Origin of the sequence: Pseudomonas psychrophila HA-4 (genome assembly GCF_000282975.1) — a bacterium.
Classification (GTDB): Bacteria; Pseudomonadota; Gammaproteobacteria; order Pseudomonadales; family Pseudomonadaceae; genus Aquipseudomonas; species Aquipseudomonas psychrophila_A.
Genome location: NZ_ALJC01000094.1, coordinates 48,153 through 69,227, shown reverse-complemented (window position 1 = coordinate 69,227; position 21,075 = coordinate 48,153). Strand labels below are relative to the sequence as shown.

21 protein-coding genes and 1 pseudogene are annotated in these 21,075 nt (G+C 56.5%); 11 read left to right on the top strand and 11 right to left on the bottom strand.

The features are described from left to right. Positions 1-527: 527 nt before the first annotated feature. The gene (locus tag B347_RS0115335) at positions 528-956 is read left to right on the top strand and encodes a Spy/CpxP family protein refolding chaperone (protein WP_019410576.1); all 429 of its coding nucleotides are present in this window, start codon (positions 528-530) and stop codon (positions 954-956) included. Positions 957-1,034: 78 nt separating this feature from the next. After that, a complete protein-coding gene (locus B347_RS0115330) occupies positions 1,035-2,369 on the top strand; it encodes a sensor histidine kinase (protein WP_019410575.1) in 1,335 nt (444 codons plus the stop codon). A gap of 82 nt (positions 2,370-2,451) precedes the next feature. Here B347_RS0115330 and B347_RS0115325 read toward each other — a convergent pair whose 3' ends face one another. Then, positions 2,452-3,012, bottom strand: coding sequence for an NAD(P)H nitroreductase (locus B347_RS0115325; protein WP_019410574.1), 561 nt, complete (start codon positions 3,010-3,012; stop codon positions 2,452-2,454). 117 nt (positions 3,013-3,129) lie between these two features. Between B347_RS0115325 and B347_RS0115320 the strand changes: the two genes are divergently transcribed. The 3 genes from B347_RS0115320 to B347_RS0115310 all read left to right on the top strand — a co-directional run bounded on the left by B347_RS0115320 (position 3,130) and on the right by B347_RS0115310 (position 6,345). After that, entirely contained in the window at positions 3,130-4,584 is a 1,455-nt protein-coding gene (locus B347_RS0115320) for a TrkH family potassium uptake protein (RefSeq protein ID WP_019410573.1), read from the top strand. Between the two features lie 31 nt (positions 4,585-4,615). Then, the gene (locus tag B347_RS0115315; RefSeq protein WP_019410572.1) at positions 4,616-5,374 is read left to right on the top strand and encodes a helix-turn-helix transcriptional regulator; all 759 of its coding nucleotides are present in this window, start codon (positions 4,616-4,618) and stop codon (positions 5,372-5,374) included. Positions 5,375-5,451: 77 nt separating this feature from the next. Beyond that, on the top strand, positions 5,452-6,345 hold the full coding sequence (locus tag B347_RS0115310; protein ID WP_019410571.1) for a DMT family transporter: 894 nt from the start codon (positions 5,452-5,454) through the stop codon (positions 6,343-6,345). Here B347_RS0115310 and B347_RS0115305 read toward each other — a convergent pair. Beyond that, positions 6,342-6,626, bottom strand: a complete 285-nt coding sequence (locus tag B347_RS0115305) for a SelT/SelW/SelH family protein (RefSeq protein ID WP_019410570.1) — start codon at positions 6,624-6,626, stop codon at positions 6,342-6,344. The genes B347_RS0115310 and B347_RS0115305 overlap by 4 nt on opposite strands. A gap of 70 nt (positions 6,627-6,696) precedes the next feature. On the opposite strand from B347_RS0115305, the gene B347_RS0115300 reads away from it, so the two are divergent. Next, entirely contained in the window at positions 6,697-8,880 is a 2,184-nt protein-coding gene (locus tag B347_RS0115300; protein WP_019410569.1) for a patatin-like phospholipase family protein, read from the top strand. A gap of 98 nt (positions 8,881-8,978) precedes the next feature. Here B347_RS0115300 and B347_RS0115295 read toward each other — a convergent pair whose 3' ends face one another. Beyond that, positions 8,979-9,413 carry a MarR family transcriptional regulator gene (locus B347_RS0115295; RefSeq protein ID WP_019410568.1) on the bottom strand — a complete coding sequence of 145 codons (435 nt, stop codon included), beginning with the start codon at positions 9,411-9,413 and terminating at the stop codon, positions 8,979-8,981. Positions 9,414-9,529: 116 nt separating this feature from the next. Next, on the bottom strand, positions 9,530-11,659 hold the full coding sequence (gene recQ, locus B347_RS0115290) for a DNA helicase RecQ (RefSeq protein WP_019410567.1): 2,130 nt from the start codon (positions 11,657-11,659) through the stop codon (positions 9,530-9,532). A 270-nt stretch (positions 11,660-11,929) separates the two neighbouring features. Here recQ and B347_RS0115285 point away from each other — a divergent pair, with 270 nt between their 5' ends. After that, positions 11,930-12,517 (top strand): YecA family protein, encoded by a 588-nt coding sequence (locus tag B347_RS0115285; RefSeq protein WP_019410566.1) that lies wholly within the window; start codon positions 11,930-11,932, stop codon positions 12,515-12,517. A gap of 4 nt (positions 12,518-12,521) precedes the next feature. Continuing rightward, on the top strand, positions 12,522-12,920 hold the full coding sequence (locus B347_RS0115280; RefSeq protein ID WP_019410565.1) for a YbaN family protein: 399 nt from the start codon (positions 12,522-12,524) through the stop codon (positions 12,918-12,920). A 54-nt stretch (positions 12,921-12,974) separates the two neighbouring features. On the opposite strand, the gene B347_RS0115275 is transcribed toward B347_RS0115280, so the two are convergent. The 6 genes and pseudogenes from B347_RS0115275 to B347_RS0115255 all read right to left on the bottom strand — a co-directional run bounded on the left by B347_RS0115275 (position 12,975) and on the right by B347_RS0115255 (position 16,654). Further along, complete coding sequence (locus B347_RS0115275; RefSeq protein ID WP_026014221.1) at positions 12,975-13,574, bottom strand: tRNA-uridine aminocarboxypropyltransferase; 600 nt, start codon at positions 13,572-13,574, stop codon at positions 12,975-12,977. Positions 13,575-13,808: 234 nt separating this feature from the next. Then, positions 13,809-13,934, bottom strand: a complete 126-nt coding sequence (locus B347_RS27060; RefSeq protein ID WP_019410563.1) for a PA1414 family protein — start codon at positions 13,932-13,934, stop codon at positions 13,809-13,811. Between the two features lie 127 nt (positions 13,935-14,061). After that, positions 14,062-14,226, bottom strand: a pseudogene (locus B347_RS26960) (LysR family transcriptional regulator); the annotation flags it as partial. A gap of 63 nt (positions 14,227-14,289) precedes the next feature. Next, on the bottom strand, positions 14,290-15,228 hold the full coding sequence (locus tag B347_RS0115265) for a DMT family transporter (RefSeq protein WP_026014220.1): 939 nt from the start codon (positions 15,226-15,228) through the stop codon (positions 14,290-14,292). Between the two features lie 58 nt (positions 15,229-15,286). Next, the gene (locus tag B347_RS0115260) at positions 15,287-15,691 is read right to left on the bottom strand and encodes a DUF2177 family protein (RefSeq protein WP_026014219.1); all 405 of its coding nucleotides are present in this window, start codon (positions 15,689-15,691) and stop codon (positions 15,287-15,289) included. Between the two features lie 126 nt (positions 15,692-15,817). Further along, positions 15,818-16,654, bottom strand: a complete 837-nt coding sequence (locus B347_RS0115255; RefSeq protein ID WP_019410560.1) for a CvfB family protein — start codon at positions 16,652-16,654, stop codon at positions 15,818-15,820. A 346-nt stretch (positions 16,655-17,000) separates the two neighbouring features. Between B347_RS0115255 and B347_RS0115250 the strand changes: the two genes are divergently transcribed. Beyond that, positions 17,001-17,180, top strand: a complete 180-nt coding sequence (locus tag B347_RS0115250) for a hypothetical protein (protein ID WP_019410559.1) — start codon at positions 17,001-17,003, stop codon at positions 17,178-17,180. 194 nt (positions 17,181-17,374) lie between these two features. Then, the gene (locus B347_RS0115245; RefSeq protein ID WP_019410558.1) at positions 17,375-18,097 is read left to right on the top strand and encodes a TorF family putative porin; all 723 of its coding nucleotides are present in this window, start codon (positions 17,375-17,377) and stop codon (positions 18,095-18,097) included. Between the two features lie 113 nt (positions 18,098-18,210). On the opposite strand, the gene B347_RS0115240 is transcribed toward B347_RS0115245, so the two are convergent. Then, positions 18,211-19,557 carry a DEAD/DEAH box helicase gene (locus tag B347_RS0115240; protein WP_019410557.1) on the bottom strand — a complete coding sequence of 449 codons (1,347 nt, stop codon included), beginning with the start codon at positions 19,555-19,557 and terminating at the stop codon, positions 18,211-18,213. A 192-nt stretch (positions 19,558-19,749) separates the two neighbouring features. Between B347_RS0115240 and B347_RS0115235 the strand changes: the two genes are divergently transcribed. Then, positions 19,750-21,039 carry a mechanosensitive ion channel family protein gene (locus tag B347_RS0115235; protein WP_019410556.1) on the top strand — a complete coding sequence of 430 codons (1,290 nt, stop codon included), beginning with the start codon at positions 19,750-19,752 and terminating at the stop codon, positions 21,037-21,039. Positions 21,040-21,075: the final 36 nt, after the last annotated feature.

Sequence of the window (21,075 nt, the reverse complement as noted above, 5' to 3'; positions counted from 1 at the left end):
GGCTCTCCCGGCATCCATGCCGGTCGACCCACTGCGCGAAACCTCCACTCAGCCTCCCGAAGTCGCGGGGTAGATCAAGATCAACAGCCTGGATTGCGCCGTACACAAAATGGGTAGCCTCTGCAGTACGCCTGCGCTTTCGATCTAAAAATTGCATCTGTCGCCACGCGATTGTGTAGTCGACTCAAAGGCCCCTCACAGGAGGCCGAACGCAGGTGCTGTTATGGGGATCGACCGGCATGAATGCCGGGAGAGCCTAAGCGAAGTCGGCCGGATGGTAGGGCAAGGACCTTTTGGTTCCTTTTGGGGCTGTTTGCCAAAAGGGACTCGCTGTAAGAGCGAAACGGATAGGTCAGTTAAACGCCTAAAACGGATATGTACGCGAAGGTGCGTTTTGACAATGATTTGTAGCCGCACAACCAAAACCTCTTTACCTAAGCTTTACGCTTGGCTGACAGCGATTGACCTTGATCTCCCTAAACTGGGCGCATCCGGATTCACCGGAATCGTAATAAAGGAGACACACCATGCGTAAGACTCTAATTGCTCTGATGTTTGCTGCAGCCCTGCCAACCGTCGCAATGGCCATGCCGGGTGGCGATGGCCCAATGGGTCCACGTCACGGCGGTGAGCACGGTCGCGGTGATGCCCCTTACAGCCAACTGGACCTGAGCCGCGAACAGCGCCAGCAGATTGGCAAGCTGATGGGCGAACAAATGCACGAACGCAAGCAACTGGTTGAGAAGTACCTTGAAAAACTCCCAGCGGCTGATCAAAAAGCACTGAAAGACGAAATCGCTGCCAAGCATCAGAAAACTCAGAGCGATATTCGTGCCTTGCTCAAACCTGATCAGCAAAAAAACTTCGACGAGATGCAAAAAAAACGCACTGAGCGTGAAGCCGAATGGAAACAGTTCAAGGAGTGGAAAGCACAACAGGCTCCAAAAGCGCAATAATCTGCATATTAGCCAAGCCCAACGGCCCTCAGCCGTTGGGTTTTGGTCGTTTGAATCATCGACTTGTGAGGAACTGCCGTGCGATCACTGTTTTGGCGCATTCTGGCCAGCTTTTGGCTAGCGATAGCCTTGGTCGCAGGGCTATCGATCCTGTTGGGGCACATGCTCAACCAAGACACCTGGATCCTCAGCCGCCATCCTGGGCTCAATAATCTGGCGCAACAATGGACCGAACGCTTCGAAACCCAAGGCCCCGACGCGGCCCAGGAGTTACTCGAACGGCGCAAGCGCCGCTATCACATTGACGTACAAGTGCTCAACGAGAGTGGCGACCCTGTGGTGGCCGGTACATTTCCTCGCCGGGCAGCCGCTTGGGAAGCTCGTCAGGGCCAAGGCAAGGAAGAACTGCCTTGGCGCCGCCTGACCGTTGAATACACCAGCCCGAAGACTGCCGAAACCTATTTGCTGATTTATCGGATTCCGCACCCCGAACTCGACGCCTGGCACCGCAAAAGCCTGATCTGGCCGCTCAGCGCGCTGGGGATAGCGCTGGTGGTACTTACGCTGTTCAGCTTGCTGGTGACGTTGTCGATCACCCGCCCCCTTAGCCGCTTGCGCGTCGCGGTGCATGACCTGGGGCAAACTACGTACCAGCAAAACAGCCTGGCGCAACTGGCATCGCGGCGTGATGAGTTTGGCGTGTTAGCGACTGACTTCAACCGTATGGGCGCCCGCCTGCAAAGTTTGATTGGCAGCCAGCGCCAATTGCTGCGCGACGTGTCCCACGAACTGCGCTCGCCGCTGGCGCGGTTGCGCATCGCGCTGGCCCTAGCCGAACGTGCTGGCCCCGAAGAGCGCGAAAAGCTCTGGCCGCGCCTGACGCGTGAGTGCGATCGCCTGGAATCATTAATCAGTGAAATTCTGGCATTGGCGCGGGTAGATGCCGATCAAGCCAGCGCTGAGCACATCGAGTTGAACCCGTTGCTCAACGCCGTCCAAAAGGACGCCTCTCTGGCGGCGCCCGAACAACCGGTGCAACTCAATGCCGAACCCGGTTTAAGCCTGAGCGGCTGGCCGACTATGATCGAGCGGGCAATCGATAACCTGCTGCGTAACGCGCAACGCTTCAACCCGGCGGGGCAGCCCATTGAGTTGACTGCCATACGCAATGGCGAACACATCGCCATTCGCGTGCGTGACCACGGGCCAGGCGTCGCTGAAGAACATTTAGCGCAACTGGGCGAGCCGTTTTTCCGCGCGCCGGGCCAGACGGCTGCCGGGCATGGATTGGGCTTGGCCATTGCCCGCCGTGCGGCAGAGCGCCATGGCGGGCGGTTGGTGCTGGGCAATCACCCTGAGGGTGGGTTTATTGCCACGCTGGAGCTGCCATTGGAACCCAACGCCAGTCTGTAGGCGGTTTACAAACCCTGTAGGCGCGCCCTTGCTCGCGATTTTTTAAAAGATCAAAAGCTCGCGCCTACACGGTGCAGGCTAATTAAACAGACCACGCCTTGACGAACTCGGCGCTGCTCACTTTCGGCGCATCGCGCAGTTCATTCTGCGGGGTACCCAAGTACAGGAACGCAACCACTTCTTCGCCATCGATCAGCCCCAAGCCTTTAGCAACATGGGCGTTATACGACAGCTCGCCGGTGCGCCATACCGCGCCAATGCCCTGGGCATAGGCCGCCAGCTCAATAGCGTGAGCCGCGCAACCTGCTGTAATCAATTGCTCAGACTTAGGCACTTTGAAGTGATCCTGCAAGCGAGCGACTACCACTACCACCAATGGCGCACGCAATGGCATGGCGCGGGCCTTGTCCAGAGCGGCCTGAGTGACGTCGCTGCCCTGCGCCTGCACGGCCTCTGCGAGGATTTCACCCAACTGATTGCGCGCCTCGCCTTCAACCGTCAAAAACCGGTAAGGCCGCAGTTGACCATGGTCCGGCGCGCGCAAGGCCGCCGCGAACAGGACTTCGCGCTGCTCAGCCGACGGCGCAGGGTCAAGCAAGCGCGGAGCAGAAACACGGTTAAGCAAAGCGTCGAGAGCCTCCATTGGCCACCTCCTGAAGAAAATGTGCGGCTATTCTAACGGTATCCACCGAAGGTCTGGCGGTTTACATAACCCGGTCCACAGGTAGAATGGCGCCCCCTTCACAGCCGAGCTGACTTCATGGCGTTGCCGACCTTACGGATCATCGGTTTTATTATCGGCATCTTCCTGATTACGCTCGCCGTCAGCATGGCCGTGCCGATGCTGACGCTGGTCATTTTTGAGCGCATGGGCGACTTGCCGTCCTTTCTCTGGGCCAGCCTGATTACCTTCGTCGCCGGTTTGGCGCTGGTGATTCCAGGACGCCCGGAGCAAGTGCATCTGCGCCCACGCGATATGTACCTGCTGACCGTGTCCAGTTGGCTGGTGGTGTGTATTTTTGCCGCGCTGCCATTTTTGCTGACGCAGCACATCAGTTACACCGACTCGTTTTTCGAGAGCATGTCCGGAATCACTGCCACCGGCTCGACCGTATTAAGCGGCCTCGACACCCTGTCACCCGGCATTTTGATGTGGCGCTCCATGCTCCACTGGCTCGGCGGCATCGGCTTTATCGCCATGGCGGTGGCCATTTTGCCCTTGCTGCGAATCGGCGGCATGCGCCTGTTCCAGACCGAGTCCTCTGATCGTTCCGAAAAAGTTATGCCGCGTTCGCACATGGTGGCGCGTCTGATTGTGGCCACTTATGTCAGCATCACCATCGTCGGCAGCCTTGCGTTTTGGTGGGCGGGCATGAGCGTGTTCGACGCGATCAACCACGCAATGTCCGCGATCTCGACCGGCGGGTTCTCGACCTCCGATCAGTCGCTGGCCAAGTGGACGCATCCGGCGGTGCACTGGGTGGCGATTGCGGTAATGATTCTTGGCAGCTTGCCGTTTACCTTGTATGTCGCCACATTACGCGGCAACCGCCGAGCGCTGATCAAGGATCAACAGGTGCAAGGCCTGCTCGGGCTGCTAGTAGTGACCTGGCTCGTTCTCGGCACCTGGTTGTGGTGGACCACTAACATGCCGTGGTGGGATGCTTTCCGCCACGTAGCACTCAACGTGACATCGGTGGTGACCACCACCGGCTTTGCATTGGGCGACTACAGCCTGTGGGGCAATTTCTCACTGATGCTGTTTTTCTATCTGGGCTTTATTGGCGGCTGTTCGGGCTCGACAGCGGGCGGGATCAAGATTTTCCGTTTTCAAGTCGCCTATATCCTGCTCAAGGCTAACCTTAACCAATTGATTCATCCGCGAGCGGTGATCAAGCAGAAGTACAACGGGCACCGTCTCGACGAAGAAATCGTGCGCTCGATTCTGACCTTTTCGTTCTTCTTTGCTATCACCATTTGCGTGATTGCATTGGCACTATCGCTGCTTGGACTGGACTGGATGACGGCCCTCACCGGCGCCGCCAGTACGGTATCCGGCGTGGGCCCGGGGCTAGGTGAAATCATCGGGCCGTCCGGCAACTTCGCCAGCCTGCCGGATGCCGCCAAGTGGATTCTGTCGGCTGGCATGTTGCTTGGGCGCCTCGAGATCATTACCGTGTTCGTATTGTGCATTCCGGCGTTTTGGCGGCACTGAGATACATCAACGCGTCCTGCAAGAGGTCAGCATGGGCCAAATCCTGTCACTGCGTCATTACCGTCACGACGTAATTGCGCACAGCCATGAGCACGCGCAAGTGGTGATCAGTTTGTCCGGCAAGCTCGACTTCGAGGTCGACGGCCGCGTCCGCCTACTGCGTCAACAGCATCTGATCGTGGTGCCCGCTGGCGCGCATCACACCTGCGGCAGTGAACAAGGCAGCCATTGCCTGGTGCTCGATGTGCCAAGCCAAGATTGGTTAGGCGAATCGCTGGGCAGCCATGCCGACGCCAGCCGACGCCTGCTCGACAACACCGGGCATTTGAGCCTCGACGCCAAACAGCATCAGTTGGTTAGCTGGCTGGCCAGTGGCCCGGTGAGTGACCCCATAATTGCCCGCCAAGGCGCCATCTTGTTGTTGGCCAGCCTGAATAACAGCGCCGCCGAGTCGGTTACGGCAAAATGCCTGCCGTTTGCCGCACTGGATGCCTTCATTGACCAACATGCTGCCCACCCACTTCAAGTCGCGGATCTGGCACGCATCGCCGGTTTATCCTGCGCCCGCCTGCACAGCCGCTTTCTCAGTGAATGCGGGCTCACGCCCATGGATTACATCCGCCAGCGCCGTCTGAACCGCGCCTTGCAGTTGTTGCGTCGCAGCGCTCTACCGATCGGTGAAGTCGCCAGCCAGGTTGGCTACGCGTCACAAAGCGCCTTTAGCGCCGCGATGCTGCGCGAATTCGGCGCCTCGCCCTCGGCATTACGCCGCGAGTCTGGCGACAACTAAGGCAAGTCTGGCGACAGACAGCTCAGCCGCCCGCGCCTTAGACTGCACGCCTTGCCTGTATCGACTTAAGGATTGCAATGACTCCGCGTACCGCCTTGGGCGCCCTGCATATTGGCGCGTTGATGTTTGGCCTGACCGGCGTGTTCGGCAAACTCGCCGCCGCGTCGGCCTCCATTATTGTGTTTGGCCGCGCTGGCTTCGCGGTGTTGGCCCTCGCCTGCTTTGCGGCACTGGCCAAGGGCACTCGCTGGAAAAAACTGGCACTGCGCGACGCCCGCAACTTGCTAATCAGCGGCGTGTTGCTGGCAGGGCATTGGGTCAGTTTTTTTGTGGCGGTAAAGATTGCCGGGGTGGCGATTGCAACCTTGGGCTTTGCCAGCTTTCCCGCGTTTACAGTCATTTTGGAAGGGCTGATTTTTCGCGAGCGTATCCGTTCTAACGAAGTGGTGCTGGTGGTGCTAGTCAGCGTCGGCCTGATCCTGGTGACCCCACACTTTGATCTGGCCAGTCAGGCCACTGAAGGGCTGCTCTGGGCGATTGCTTCCGGCCTGCTGTTCTCGCTGTTGTCGCTGAATAACCGGGCCAACAACGGACGGGTTCCAGCTGTTCAGGCAGCCATGTGGCAGAACGCGGTGGTCGCCTTATGCCTTCTGCCTTTCGCCGCGCCGGGCTTGAGTGAGGTTCGCCCACTGGACTGGTTGTGGATCGGCCTGCTCGGCGTGTTGTGCACTGGCGTCGCGCACAGCCTGTTTGTCGCCAGTCTGGCGGTGATAAAGGCCCGCACGGCCGCCGTGGTCTTCGCCCTGGAGCCAGTGTATGGCATCACCCTAGCGTGGCTGTTGTTCCACGAAACCCCGACCGTACGCATGCTGTTTGGCGGCATGCTGATTATCGTCGCGATTGTAGTGTCCAGTCGCATGGCCAGCGGCCCGACGCCCGCGAAAGGGGCGCTTGATTCAGCGACTCACTAAACCCGGTCGTTGTGACCCAAGTCGCGCTGCGGGTCGATCTGGTCCCGCACCCGCTGTTTGAGCACCTTGGCCTCGGGAAAGCCGCCATCAACCTTGCGCTCCCAGATTTGTGCGCCGTCACAGGTGATACGGAATACCCCACCAGTCGCCGGTTCCAGCGCAACCTGGCCTAGATCATCAGCGAAGGTGCTGAGCAGTTCTTGCGCCAGCCACGCCGCGCGGAGTAACCACTGACATTGCGTGCAATAAGTTATGACAATTTGCGGTTTGCTGGTGGACATGTTTCTCAAACTCCTAGCGTGAAAGGCGCCGCTATAATAGCCGCCTTTGTCGCTTGCCCAGAGACTCATGATGCGCCGCCTGCTGATCTGCCTGCTCCTGTGTTTATGCCCGTTGGCGCTGTTTGCCGCTGAAAAACCACACCCGAAAATCGGCCTGGTGTTATCCGGCGGCGCAGCCCGTGGCTTGGCCCACGTCGGCGTGCTCAAAGCGCTGGAAGAACAAGGCATTCGTATTGATGCCATCGCGGGCACCAGCATGGGCGCGGTCATCGGCGGTTTGTATGCCTCGGGTTACAAGATCGACGAACTGGAAAAACTCGCGCTGGGCATCGACTGGCAAGAGGCCTTGTCTGACAGCCCTGCCCGTGAAGACGTACCGTTTCGACGCAAACAGGATGACCGTGACTTTCTGGTCAGACAAAAGCTCAGTTTTCGCGACGATGGCAGCCTAGGCCTGCCATTGGGGGTGATTCAGGGGCAAAACCTCGCGTTATTGCTCGAAAGCCTGTTAGCCCACAGCAGCGACATTCGCGATTTCGACAAGCTACCCATTCCGTTCCGCGCAGTGGCGACCGACATCGTCAATGGCGAGAAAGTCGTGTTTCGTAAAGGCCACTTGCCACAAGTTATCCGCGCCAGCATGTCCATCCCGGCGGTGTTTGCGCCCGTCGAAATCAACGGCCAATTGCTGGTCGATGGCGGCATGGTCGATAACATCCCGGTGGACGTGGCGCGCGAGATGGGCGTCGACATGGTGATTGTGGTCGACATCGGTACCCCGCTACGCGGGCGCAAGCAACTCAACACCGTATTCGACATTCTTAACCAGTCCATCACCTTGATGACCCGAAGCAACTCCGAGATACAACTGGCGTCATTAAGGCCGAACGACGTGCTGATTCAACCTTCGCTTGCCAGCATTGGCGCGACTGATTTTGGCCGTTCAGAAGAGATCATCAATGCTGGGTATCGCGCCACGCAGATCCTGGAAAAACGTTTGGCAAGCCTGCGCCAGCCCGCCGATGCGCAACTGACCAGCGCCCGTTCCGCCGAAGAGCGAACCCCGGTCATTACGGCGATCAAGATCGAAAATGACTCGAAAATCGATGATTCGGTAATCCGTTATTACATTCGCCAGCCGATCGGTGAGCCGCTGGACCTGGCCCGCCTGCAACGGGACATGGGCACGCTGTATGGCTTGGATTATTTCGATCAAGTGCAATACCGCGTAGCACACAAGGGCAAGGATCGAACGCTGGTGATCACCGCCCGAGCCAAACGCAGCGGCACTGATTACCTACGGCTGGGGATCAACCTGTCAGACGACATGCGCGGAGGCAGTGCATTTAATCTGGGCGCCAGCTACCGGGTTAACGGGATCAACCGGCTCGGCGCCGAATGGCTGACACGGGCACAAATTGGCGATCAGCAAGAGCTGTACAGCGAGTTCTACCAGCCGCTGGATGCCGGTTCGCGCTACTTTGTCGCGCCGTATCTCAACGCTCAGTCACAGAACATCGAAGCCATTCTCGATAACGACCCCATCGCCGAGTACCGCCTAGAGCGTTACGGATTTGGCCTGAACTTCGGTCGTCAAATCGGTAACAGTGGTGAGATCCGGGTCGGTGTCGGTGAAGCCTGGGGCGAGGCCAATGTGCGAATTGGCGAACGTGATTTGCCGAGCGCCAGCTTCAATGAAGCCTTCTATGACGTGAAGTATTCATTTGATTCATTGGATAACGTCTACTTCCCGCACTCCGGGGAAGATATCAGCCTGAGCATGCGCCAATTTGAACCTGGGCTTGGCTCGGATGAGCGTTATCGCCAATGGGAGTTCAATTTGGACAAGGCCTTGAGTTCAGGTCCGAATACTTGGATTTTGGGTGGGCGTTATGGGCGAACGCTGGATCAGGCCAACATCGTCACGTCGAGTTTCTTGCTCGGCGGTGCGCGGCAGTTATCAGGGTTCAGGCAGGACTCGATTTCGGGGCAGAACATCAGTCTGATGCGTGCCGTTTACTATCGCCGCCTGACGCCGCGTTCGTATTTGCCGTTTGATTTCCCGCTGTATGCCGGTGCGTCACTGGAGCGTGGCCGCGCTTGGAACAACGACAACGAATTCGACAGCGGGTACATCAATGCTGCGAGCATTTTTGTCGGCTTCGATACACCGCTGGGCCCGCTGAATTTCAGCTATGGCATTAACACGGACAATCAGAAGGCGCTGTATTTGAACTTGGGGCAGACGTTTTAAGCGGCGCAGCAGATTGCCCTGTAGGAGCGAGCTTGCTGGCGGTCTTTTGCTTTAAAGATCGCGAGCAAGCTCGCTCCTATCCGTGAAGACGGTGCAGATTAGTGCTTTTCGAGGTTTTCCAGGATTCGCTTGTGAACGCGCATACAGATGCGCTGATCTTCTTCATCAACACCGACAAACAGCTCTTGGCGCAGTGCGGTGGCAATGGCCTCGATCTGTGCGATCAAAGGCCGTGCAGAATCACTTAATACGATTTTCTTAGCGCGGCGATCTTCAAGTACCGCATGCCGCTGCACCAGGCCTTGGGCTTCAAGGCTGTCGAGCAAACGAGCCAAGGTCGGCCCTTCTACACCCACGCTTTGCGCCAACTCGCGCTGAGTCGGCACAGTCTCAAATCGTGCCAAATGCAGCAGCACCAGCCAGCGCGCTTGGGACAAGCCGAGGCCAGCCAGGCGTCGATCCAGTTCAGCACGCCAGCCACGGGACATTTGGGCCAGTTGCATACCAAAACGGTGTTGATCGGTTAACGGCATAAAAAACTCAACGGTTAGACTGAAATAGAGTGAAACTAATTGTTAGTCAGCTAAGCATGGAGCTTGCTCATAGGCAAGGCCTATAAGTCAATCAATTCGTTACATACCGAGAACCGTTACATCTCAAACTCGGATTGCAGAGCAGCGCGCACACAGTACAGCACGCCTTCTGGCACCCGCCCCTTGAACTGTTCGGCAATGCTGGCGACGCTTGGCAACTCGCCTTCACCGTCTAGGAACGCATCCTGCACTTCTTCCATCAGGTCTTCGGGCAAGTCCAGGGCCTGCTCCAGCGACAACTCCTGACGGCCGATGGCTTCCGCCAACATCGTGTAGACGTTCTTTTCAGAACATTGCAACTGCCCGGAAATTTGCAACGGGGTCATCCCGGCGCGCGCCAGGCTGATCAGTTCGTGACGAATGTCGGCGACCACTTTCGGAGTGTCGGCCTGCCCGCCCAGCACGTCGAGGAACGCTTCGCCGTAGCGCTCCAACTTGCGCGCACCAATGCCGCTGACTTTGGCCATGTCGGACAAAGACGTCGGCTGGCTGCGCAGCATTTCGAGCAAGGTCGAGTCGGGAAAGATGACATAAGGCGGCACGCCATGTTCTTCGGCCAGTTTGCGCCGCAAGGCGCGCAATGCCTCCCACTGTTCGCGCTCGTCGCCACGGACCAATTGGCTGGCCGGGCTGGCAGAACTGCTTTTGACCGAGGTTTGCGGCTTGAGCTCACGACGCAACTCCAATGTCACTTCGCCTCGCAGCAAGGGCCGACAGGTATCGCTCAAACGCAGCCCGCCATAGCCTTCGATATCAATGTCAGCCAGACCACGGGCCACCAATTGACGGAACAGGGTGCGCCATTCGCCTTCTGCACGGGCCTTGCCGAGACCAAACACCGACAAATGCTGATGCCCCATGCTGCGGATTTTTTCATTCTCGCGGCCCAGCAACACGTCGATCAGGTAACCGGTTCCGTAACGCTGGCCCGTTCGATGAATGGCTGACAAGGCCTGTCGCGCAGGCTCGGTGGCGTCCCAGGTTTGCACGCCATCGACGCAGTTGTCGCAATGCCCACAAGGCTGTGGCATATCTTCATCAAAATAGGCGAGCAAGGTCTGACGACGGCAGCGGGTTTCTTCGCACAGAGCCAACATGGCGTCGAGCTTATGGTGCTCCAGACGCTTGTGGCGCTCATCGCCTTCAGAGTTTTGCAGCATTTGCTTGAGCATCACCACGTCTTGAAGGCCGTAAGCCATCCACGCGTCTGCCGGCAAACCATCACGGCCTGCGCGGCCCGTTTCCTGGTAATAGGCCTCGAGGGATTTTGGCAGGTCCAGGTGGGCCACGAAGCGAACGTTGGATTTGTCGATGCCCATGCCGAACGCAATGGTCGCGACCATGATCAAACCTTCCTCGTTGAGGAAGCGCTTTTGGTTGGCGGCGCGCGTCTCGCTGGGCAAACCCGCGTGATACGGCAGGGCCGGGAAACCTTGATCGCAGAGAAACTGCGCCACTTCGTCAACTTTTTTACGCGATAAGCAATAGACGATGCCCGCATCGCTGCGACGCTCAGACAGAAACGCCAGCAATTGCTTGCGCGGCTGCTCTTTGGGCACGATACGGTAGAAAATATTTGGCCGGTCAAAGCTCGACAAAAATCGCTCTGCGTTTTGTAAATGCAGACGGGTGACGATTTCTTCGCGGGTCCGTTTGTCGGCGGTCGCGGTCAGGGCGATACGCGGCACGTGTGGGAACATTTCGGCCAATTGGCCCAGTTGCAGGTACTCCGGGCGGAAGTCATGGCCCCACTGCGACACGCAATGCGCTTCATCAATGGCAAATAGGGCGATGTCCAGGCCCTGCAGAAACGCCATCATGCGCGGCTGCACAAGACGTTCTGGCGCCAGGTAGAGCATTTTGACTTCGCCACGTTTGATCCGGCTGGCCAGGTCGCGTTGTTGTTCAGCGCTCAGCGTCGAGTTCAAGGCAGCAGCGGCCACCCCCAGCTCTTCAAGCGTGGCAACCTGATCATCCATAAGGGCGATCAACGGCGAAACCACCACCGCCAGGCCATCACGCAACAAGGCTGGCACCTGGAAGCACAAGGACTTGCCGCCGCCGGTGGGCATCAACACCAAAGCGTCGCCACCACTGGCCACGCGCTCAATAATGTCACCTTGTCGGCCACGGAAACTGTCGTAGCCGAAGATGTCTTTGAGTACGCGTTGAGCCTGTTCGAGCATAGAAACTCCAGAAATCGCCGAAACACCCCTGCGCCAGCGGGGTCCGGCGCGGCCTCAAGCGTCTGAAAAAGCTCGGGCGCAGGGCGCAGGATCCGCTGCATGTACCGCAGGGCATCACAAAACGCGGCAGTATACCCGAGCACTCCCTCGCGCAGGGCGCCGTGATTGCAGTGCCGATCACCGGGAAGTGATGGCAAATGTGCCCTGCGACTGGCTTGGAGGCTCAAGAAAGCCTAGAATTCGTTATTGTTTATTTTCTAGGTAGTCCTAATGTCCTTCGCTGAGCAACTAACCCGCCTGCAAGCCTTCCTCGACGCTGACGAGCTGCATGACGAGGCGCTGGACTACGTAGCCACTCACGGCTACCTGACTGCCCTGTCCATCTGCGCCGAAGAAGTACCTGAGCGCGAGTGGATCGATGCGATCTTCTCCGAAGCCCCGCATTACAAGGACGACGCCCAACGTGCTGAGATCGAAGGCACCCTGATTCAACTCAAAGCGCACATCGCTCGCCAACTGGCTTCGGACGAAGAATTCGAACTGCCTTGTGATCTAGATCTGGGCGACGAGCCAGACGATTCCGATTTGCGCGGCTGGTGTGTCGGCTTCATGGAAGGCGTATTCATGCGCGAAGCCGCCTGGTTCGAAACCGCCGAAGAAGAAGTGAGCGAAATGCTGCTGCCGATCATGGTGGGGTCGGGTCTGTTTGACGACCAGCCTGAATTCGCCGACATCGCTCAGGACGCCAACCTGATGGACGACATGATCGTTCAGATCCCGGAAGCCCTGACTGCTTTGTACCTGCTGTGCAACGCACCTGACGAAAAGCCGGCCATCCTCAAGCCGCGTCATCACTGATTCAGTGACTCAACCCCCTTTCAACAGCCGTTCGCGGCTGTTGCGCTATGTGCTGTTTGCCATTGGCTGGCTGAGCGTAGCGTTGGGGGTTATCGGTATCTTCCTGCCAGTTTTACCAACGACCCCCTTTCTGTTATTAGCTGCCGCCTGCTTTGCGCGCAGTTCTCCGCGCTTTTACCAATGGCTGGTCGAGCACCCTCGGCTGGGGCCATGGATTCGTGATTATCTGGACGGCAACGGCATTCCACTCAAGGGCAAGGTCTACGCCATTGGGTTGATGTGGCTGAGCATTGGGGTGTCTTGCTATCTGGTGCCACTGCCCTGGGCACGCGGCTTTATGCTGACCAGCGCGGTGCTGGTCAGCATTTACATCCTGCGGCAAAAAACCCTCAAAAAGCGTTAAGCCGAACACAAGCTCGCTCCTCACATGAGGAACACAGTTGCTACGGGTTTTGAGTCAGGGTTGGTTGCCGTGGTTGCGCTGATAGGTGTCAGCGCCCATCGCTTCAATTTGCCCTTCGATCAGTGCTTCAAACGGGTGTAGCAGAGGAGCGAATGAAGTGGGCGTTTCGAGAATTTCCAGCGCCTGCACGATGGCTTCAACGGTGGACAAGGCGCCCGGCCCAGGGGCTTTGCGCAGCCGGTAACGCGATTGCGCGCCTTCGGGCAAGGTCACGCGGGGCAATTGCGCCAGCAATGGATTGAGGTGCAGCAGCTTGCGCGCCTTACGCCATGTGCCGTCCGGCACGACCAGCAACAGTTTTTGATCCCCCGCAATGCCCGGCTGGAGCAATTGCGCGCCCTCCCCCGGAAACAGTAAGCACGCTTGATAACCCGGCGGGTTGAGTAAGGCCTGCAAATCTTCAAACACTTCGCCTACCCGCAACTCAGCATTGGTTAACCCCAAGGCCGCCAAGCGCGCAGTGTTCAGCGCATGGTTAACCTCGCTTGGATGCTGTAAAAGCAAGACACGGGTGTAACTGTCCAGTTGTGGAATCAATTGGCACAGGCAGTGCGTTTGCGGCCGCACGCAGCGAGCGCATTGGGTTCGGGACATAGAGATAAAGCTCTCGTACAAGATTGATTGAGCTGCGCTTTGGAGCTTGGGCGTATCGCGCGTCAGCTTTATCGTGGTCAGCGGCGCCTAATACGCGCTTTCTTGAGGGGTATAACGTCGGAGATCACGCCTTTTTTCAATGCGTAATTCGTATGCTCAGCCTGAACCTTGGCTGCCTCGCAGCCAAGAATCAGCAGACTTCAAAAATACTCGCTCTGTTACGCCGCTCAAACCTTACCGGCGGCGTTGCGGGCGGCGGCGCGGGTCTGCAACCGGAATTGGTACCGGTTGCAGAGGTGGCTCGATCAAGCCCAATGCAACACCGACGTCATGCAGCCAAGTTTTCAGTTTGTCTTTCATATTTCCCCCTTGGGGCCACTCTGGCGACAGGATTCTGAGGTCGCTTCGTACAGATAATAGTCCTAAGTCCTACAAGATGCTTGCTTAAGGTCAATGAACTTTAGGCTAATTCCACCCCCATGTTGACTCATGCCGAGGCCATTCGTTGCGCGGCAATAGCACTGTTTTTTAGCGGTGACGTCTGCTGCAGCGCTATCCACGCTGTTAAGTTGGCGCCCAGCATGCCTTTTCGCAACATCAACCACGTAGTGGCAGTTACAAAAGGTTGTTTCAAGGGATGTACACGGACATTTCACGCCCCGGGGTCCGATTAATCGGCGGGTAATCCAAGCCGTTGCTGGCCGTGGCATTGACCTTAGCGTTGATCAATTTGCAGCAATGCGCGCACCTTGCGACGTACCCACTGCTCCGCGCTGACAAACGTGATACCGAGCAAGACCAGCACCGAGCCTACGGCGAAGTTGAAACTCAACGGCTCGTTCAGCAACAAGACGCCGAAAGTGACCCCGAACAAGGGGGTCATAAACGAAAATACCGCCAGGTTGGAGGCCAGATAACGCTTGAGCAGCCAGAACCACACCAGGTAACTGAAGAACGATACCACCAGCCCTTGAAACAACACGCTCCCCACTGCCACCGGGGTCAGGTTGAAATGAGTGATTTGTCCGCTGAAAAGAGCAATCAGCAGCAGCCCGACAAAACCAACAATCAATTGATAAAACAGGGTCAGCGTGACGGGGGCTTCAGACAATCTGGAACCGCGTACCACCACGGTAGTGACACCCCAGGCCATGCCCGCAAGGATCCCATATATATCACCCAGCAACATGTCGCGGTCCATGTCCGCGAACGAAATCCCACCCGCAAAGGAGAAGGCAATCCCTAGGAACGCGAGGAAGATCCCCAGCCATTGCAGCGGGCGCAGACGTTCACTGGGCAACAACCAGTTCACTCCAAGCGCGGTAAAAATAGGCGCGGTGTAGAGGAACACCGACATATGCGCCGCGGTGGTCAGTTGCAGGCCCTTGGCGATAAAGAAGAACTCCAGGCCGAACAGAGCGCCTGCCAGCAAGCCGCCACGCCAGGTGCTCGGCACCTGGCTCCAACCGCCTTTCCAACAGATTAGCAAGCCCACCAGCAGCGCCGAAATACCGGAGCGGGCGGCAGCCTGTAGCACCGGTGAAATGTCGTGTGCTGCGACTTTAATCATCACCTGTTGCACGCCCCAGATCAGGCATAGGCCCAACATGACTTGCAGTGCGAAGGCATCCGTTGCTCGCCGGGAAACACTCATAGCCACACCCAAAAAGATCAAAAACTACGCAGAAAAGGACGTGCCAAAAAGGAGTGAATCAGGCCGCCAGTTTGCGTGCCGTCCAATAGCCCGACAACGATGCTAGGCAAGTCAGCAGTGCTCCCCAGGCCATGTCCATCAAGGCCAACTGGGCAGACCAGCCTTGTAGAGTCGCCCAGTTGCTCAAGTCGTATGTGCCATAAGCAACCAGCCCAAAGAAGGCGCCCATCAGCGCGGCTCTACGAGCACTGCCGCGAGCCAGGGCTGGTAGTACAACAAAACACACCACGCCCAGCACATACAGCAGGTAGAACGCCGTCGCGGGGCCCCACTCGGGCTGAGCAAGCATCAATGTACCCAACAGTTCTTTATAGGTAGAACTCATGAGCACACCCAGCCAAAGGCCGTCGAGCACCAGAAAAGCCAGCAACGCACCGACATACGCCCACACTACCTTCCTCATGCCACACACCCCTTTGGCCGTTGTTATTATTTGAAATCGCTCTGACACCTAAGGTCACGCAAGCCACCACCTAAGAGAGCCTGGTTTTCCAGCGGGTCACCCACCTGTTTTTCGTGTGCCGATGGCTCAGACCAGTTCGATGCGGTCTGGGTGGATCGCAATCTTGCCTTCTTTATACAGCGAGCCGATGGCTTTTTTAAAGTTGCCCTTACTGACCCCAAACAGACTGCTGATCAGTTCGGGAGCACTTTTATCGCTGACCGGCAGCACACCATTATTTTCACGCAACTTACTGAGGATCTTCGAGTTCAAGCTGCTGGCGGCTTCCTGACCTACGGGTTGCAAGCTCAGGCTGATCTTGCCGTCAGCGCGAACTTCCTTGATGAAGCCTTTTTCTTGCTTGCCCGCACGCAGAAACTTGAACACTTCGTTTTTGTGAATCAACCCCCAGTGCTTGTTGTTGATCACGGCTTTGAAGCCCATGTCTGTAGCTTCTGCCACCAACAGATCAACTTCCTGACCGACTTGATAATTGGCCGGGGTTTTATCCAGGTAACGGTCCAAGCGAGCCGTGGCCGTGATGCGGCGCGTGTGCTTGTCGAGGTAGACGTGCACAACGACGTATTCACCGGCGGTCATCTGGCGTTTTTCTTCGGAGTACGGCAATAGCAAATCTTTCGGCAGGCCCCAATCAAGGAATACACCGATGCTATTAACTTCGACGACTTTAAGACTGGCAAACTCACCGACCTGAACTTTGGGCTTTTCAGTGGTAGCAATTAACTTGTCAGCACTGTCCAAATAAACAAATACATTGAGCCAGTCTTCATCTTCACTGGGAATATCTTTGGGTATATAACGATTGGGCAACAGAATTTCGCCGTCAGCCCCGCCATCTAAATACAAACCGAAGTTTGTATGTTTCACCACTTGCAAACTGTTGTAGCGACCGATTAAAGCCATGTCCAATACCCTCATTACGTGGGCAGCATTCTACCCGAGTTTAGAAGACTGAATTGGAGCGCCGCAGCCCGACGTTCATATTTTTTGCAAAAGGCCTGATTTATCAGGATTTTTTGCAGCACCCCAAACACCATTCGTCAGCCGGAGGTATGCCTCAGACCGCACGGAAGACCTCATATCACCCAGTGTGATGTGAATCAAAACAGCGAGTTAGCGGGTGTTCGCACTGTTATTTATATTCATGATTATGGGCCTTTATAATTTTAGGAAGATATTTGACAAGCAATTGTCAAGTATTTCAGGTACTATCGCTGGCCAAGTTATTTTCTACAGGTGAATAGCCGCCATGCGTGTAAAAGCATCCGCCAGCAAAGCAAAGCCAGCTCCCGCTGTTGAAACCAGTGATTCAATCAATGCGCAAATTGCCGCATTCTTGAAATCCGGTGGCGAGATCCAGCAAATTGACAAAGGCGTCAGCGGCCAAACTTTCGGCCCGTCCAAGCAAATCACGCTGGGCAAAAAGTAATACCCCCGCGTCATCTGGTCCTAATGCGCTTTGCCTTTCCAAAGCGCTAGGACTCTCGATCTACCCCGCCTAGCCCTTCATATCAAAAAAATCGACGAACGGCACTCACCTGCCGGCATTCATCCGTATTCTTAAACCCCTCTAGATCAAGCCTTCGAGCCAATCACTGCATCCAGCTGTCAAGGGAGTGAACCATGCTCACACGGGCTTTACTGCTCACCGGGACATTACTGTCCAGCGCAGTTGTCAATGCGCAGGTATTTTCGCGTGAGCTAGGCGATTTCGACCTCAAGCTGGGCACTCAGCCGAGCCGTAGTATGGCGCAGGGCCTGGTCAAGCCTACCAGCCCCGGCTCAACCTTTCATGGCGGGCTGGACCTGACACATGACAGCGGCTGGTACGCTGGCCAATGGGCGCCCACCATGGGGATCAAGCCAGGCAGCAACCTCGAAGTCGACTCCTACATGGGCTACAAACACCCTTTCGACAAGACCCTGAGCTATGAATTGGGGATGATTCATTACAGCTACCCCAAGGTCAGCCCTATGAACAGCCAGCAGTTTTATGCCGGCCTTACCGTACTGGGGACTCGCCTAGGTGCAGCCTTCAGTAATGATCCAGACCGGCGCGACAGCACTGTATTTGCAGACCTTGGCGTCAACCGCCCCCTTGGTATTGGCGTTAGCCTGAAATACACCACCCATCAATTGGGCACACCGGTGTCCATCACCGAGGGCGGCAACGTGCGATCTTTCAACGATTGGTCGATCACATTCTCGCGGCCCTGGATGGGCATAGACCTGGACGTGATTTATAGCGACTCAAGCCTGGACGGGGCTGAGTGCTCTGCCTATTCAGGGCAAAACGCGCAGTGCGATGGCTTGTTGACGTTCAAGGCTGAACGCAGGTTTTATTGAGGGAAACGCAAAGTAGACCTTGTAGGAGCCAACTGCCTTGCGATCTTTTGATCTTTAAAAGATCGCGAGGCAATCGAGCGGAAACCGGTTGCTCCTACAATGAAAAGCGGGCTTTACTCAGCCGCTGGTGCTTCAGGCTTGCGGCGCTTAAGCGGTGCCATACCGTCTTTGCTAACCAGCGACAGAGCGTCGGTCTTTGGACGATTAGCTATCTTGCGCTTGGTCGGCGCCTTGGCGCCTGACTTCTTCTTCACACCCTTGGCGTCGGTCTTTTTCTTCTTAACACCCACGGCTTTACCGGAGGCCTTGACGTTTTTCGGGCCGCCGTAGGTGCCTTTGACTTCCTTGATGGTGCGGCGCTCGAAGCTTTGCTTCAGGTAACGCTCAATGCTGGACATCAGGTTCCAGTCACCATGGCAGATTAGCGAGATCGCCAGACCTTCGTTGCCAGCACGGCCAGTACGACCAATGCGGTGAACGTATTCATCGCCGCTGCGCGGCATGTCGAAGTTAATCACCAGGTCCAGACCTTCAACGTCTAGGCCACGCGCCGCCACATCTGTAGCTACCAAGATCTTGACGCCGCCCTGCTTCAGGCGGTCGATGGCCAGCTTGCGGTCTTTTTGATCCTTCTCACCGTGCAAGACAAACGCCTTGTACTCCTGAGCCACTAGGCGACCGTAGATGCGGTCCGCCATGGCGCGGGTGTTGGTGAAAACGATGGCTTTCTGGTAAGTCTCGTTGGCCAGCAGCCAGTTGAGAATCTGCTCTTTATGCTGATTGTGGTCAGCGGTAATGATCTGCTGACGCGTGGTCGCGTTCAGTTGGCTGACCTGGTTGAGCTGCAAGTGCTCAGGGTTGTTCAGTACCTTGCCGATCATCTCACGCAGGCCTGAACCACCCGTGGTGGCGGAGAACAGCATGGTTTGCTGACGATTCGGGCACTCATCAACCAGACGCTGGACGTCTTCTGAGAAGCCCATGTCGAGCATGCGGTCAGCTTCGTCGAGGACCAGCACTTCGACTTCTTTCAAATCCAGGTTGCCAGCGTTCAGTTGCTCCAGCAAACGGCCAGGCGTACCGATCAGAATATCCGGCACCTTACGCAGCATCGCTGCCTGAACCTTGAAGTCTTCACCGCCGGTGATCAAACCGGACTTGATGAACGTGAACTGTGAAAAACGCTCAACTTCTTTCAGCGTTTGCTGAGCCAGCTCGCGGGTTGGCAGCAAAATCAACGCTTTGATGCTGACACGGATTTTGGCTGGACCAATGAGGCGATTGAGAATCGGCAGGACGAAAGCGGCGGTTTTGCCACTTCCGGTTTGAGCTGTAACCCGCAGGTCACGCCCTTCGAGCGCGAGCGGAATGGCCGCTGCCTGCACAGGTGTAGGCTCGACAAATTTAAGCTCGGCCACAGCTTTAAGCAGGCGTTCGTGCAGGGCGAAATCGGAAAACACGGGTGCTACCTCGAAGAAATGCAAAAAATCAGCGGCATAGAGTAACGGTTTCGAGCGCTCAGGCCGAGTCTCTTTGCACGAACGGCACGAAACAAATGATTTTTTAGGGTCTTTAGTCCAATCAAAGCCCCTAAATGGCCCTGAGATGCTCTAATCCCAGGGCCATTTCTTTCTGGGATAACGCTTTAACCTATGGATACTCAAACACTCTGGAGCCAAATCGAAAACCTTTGGGCCAACCTGGATCAATATCCTTGGGTGTCGTCTATTTTCGGCCTGATCATTTTGGTGGGCATCGCCCTGCTCACCGGTTACATCGCGCGTATTGTTATTTTACGCGTGACCAAAATGCTCGGCCGACAGCCAGCCCTGCACTGGATCAACGATTTACGCGAACACAAAGTCTTTCATCGACTGGCGCAAATGACGCCTTCTTTGATGGTGCAATTTGGACGCAACCTGGTGCCGGACATGAGCGACAACGGTCGCCATTTCCTCGGTAACTTGGCGTTGGCGATTACCATTTTCGTGCTGACGCGGGTCATCAGTTCACTGCTCGACGCCATGCTCGATATTTACTCACGCACCAACTACGCCAAGACCCGGCCCATCAAGGGCTACGTTCAACTGACCAAAATGCTGCTGTATGTATTTTCGGGGATCGTTATTGTCGCGACGCTGATTGACCGCTCGCCCATGTTACTGCTGTCGGGTCTGGGCGCGATGTCAGCGGTCCTCTTGCTGGTCTACAAAGACACGCTGCTGTCGTTCGTGGCCAGCGTGCAATTGACCAGCAACGACCTGCTGCGGGTCGGTGACTGGATCGAAATGCCCCAGGTAGGCGCTGACGGCGACGTGATCGACATCACCTTGCACACCGTCAAGGTTCAGAACTTCGATAAAACCATTGTTTCGATCCCGACCTGGCGATTAATGTCCGAGTCGTTCAAAAACTGGCGCGGCATGCAACAGTCCGGCGGGCGACGGATCAAGCGCAGTTTGTTTATTGATGCGGGGGAAATCGGCTTTTTAACTGACGAACAGGAACAGCGTCTGGAGCAAGTGCGCTTGCTAAAAGACTACTTGTCACGCAAAAAAGCCGAGCTTAAAAGCTGGAACGAGGCACAAGGCAACGTTGCCGCGATGTCTGCCAACCGTCGACGTATGACTAACATCGGCACCTTCCGCGCCTACGCGCTCGCGTACTTGAAAAGCCATGCGCAGATTCAACCGAACATGACGTGCATGGTGCGCCAGTTACAAACCACCCCCCAAGGCGTACCACTAGAGATTTACTGCTTCACCCGCACGACCGTGTGGGATGAGTACGAGCAAATCCAGGGCGACATATTTGATTATCTGTTGTCGGTAATGCCCGAATTCGGGCTGAGCGCGTATCAACAACCGAGCGGCAACGACTTGCGCAAAGGTTTGATGAACAAAATCCAGACGCCGCTGGTTGTGTCCCAAGACACTGAATAAAGGCTTTTAGGGGAGCACCCTGTGCAGGAGCGAGCA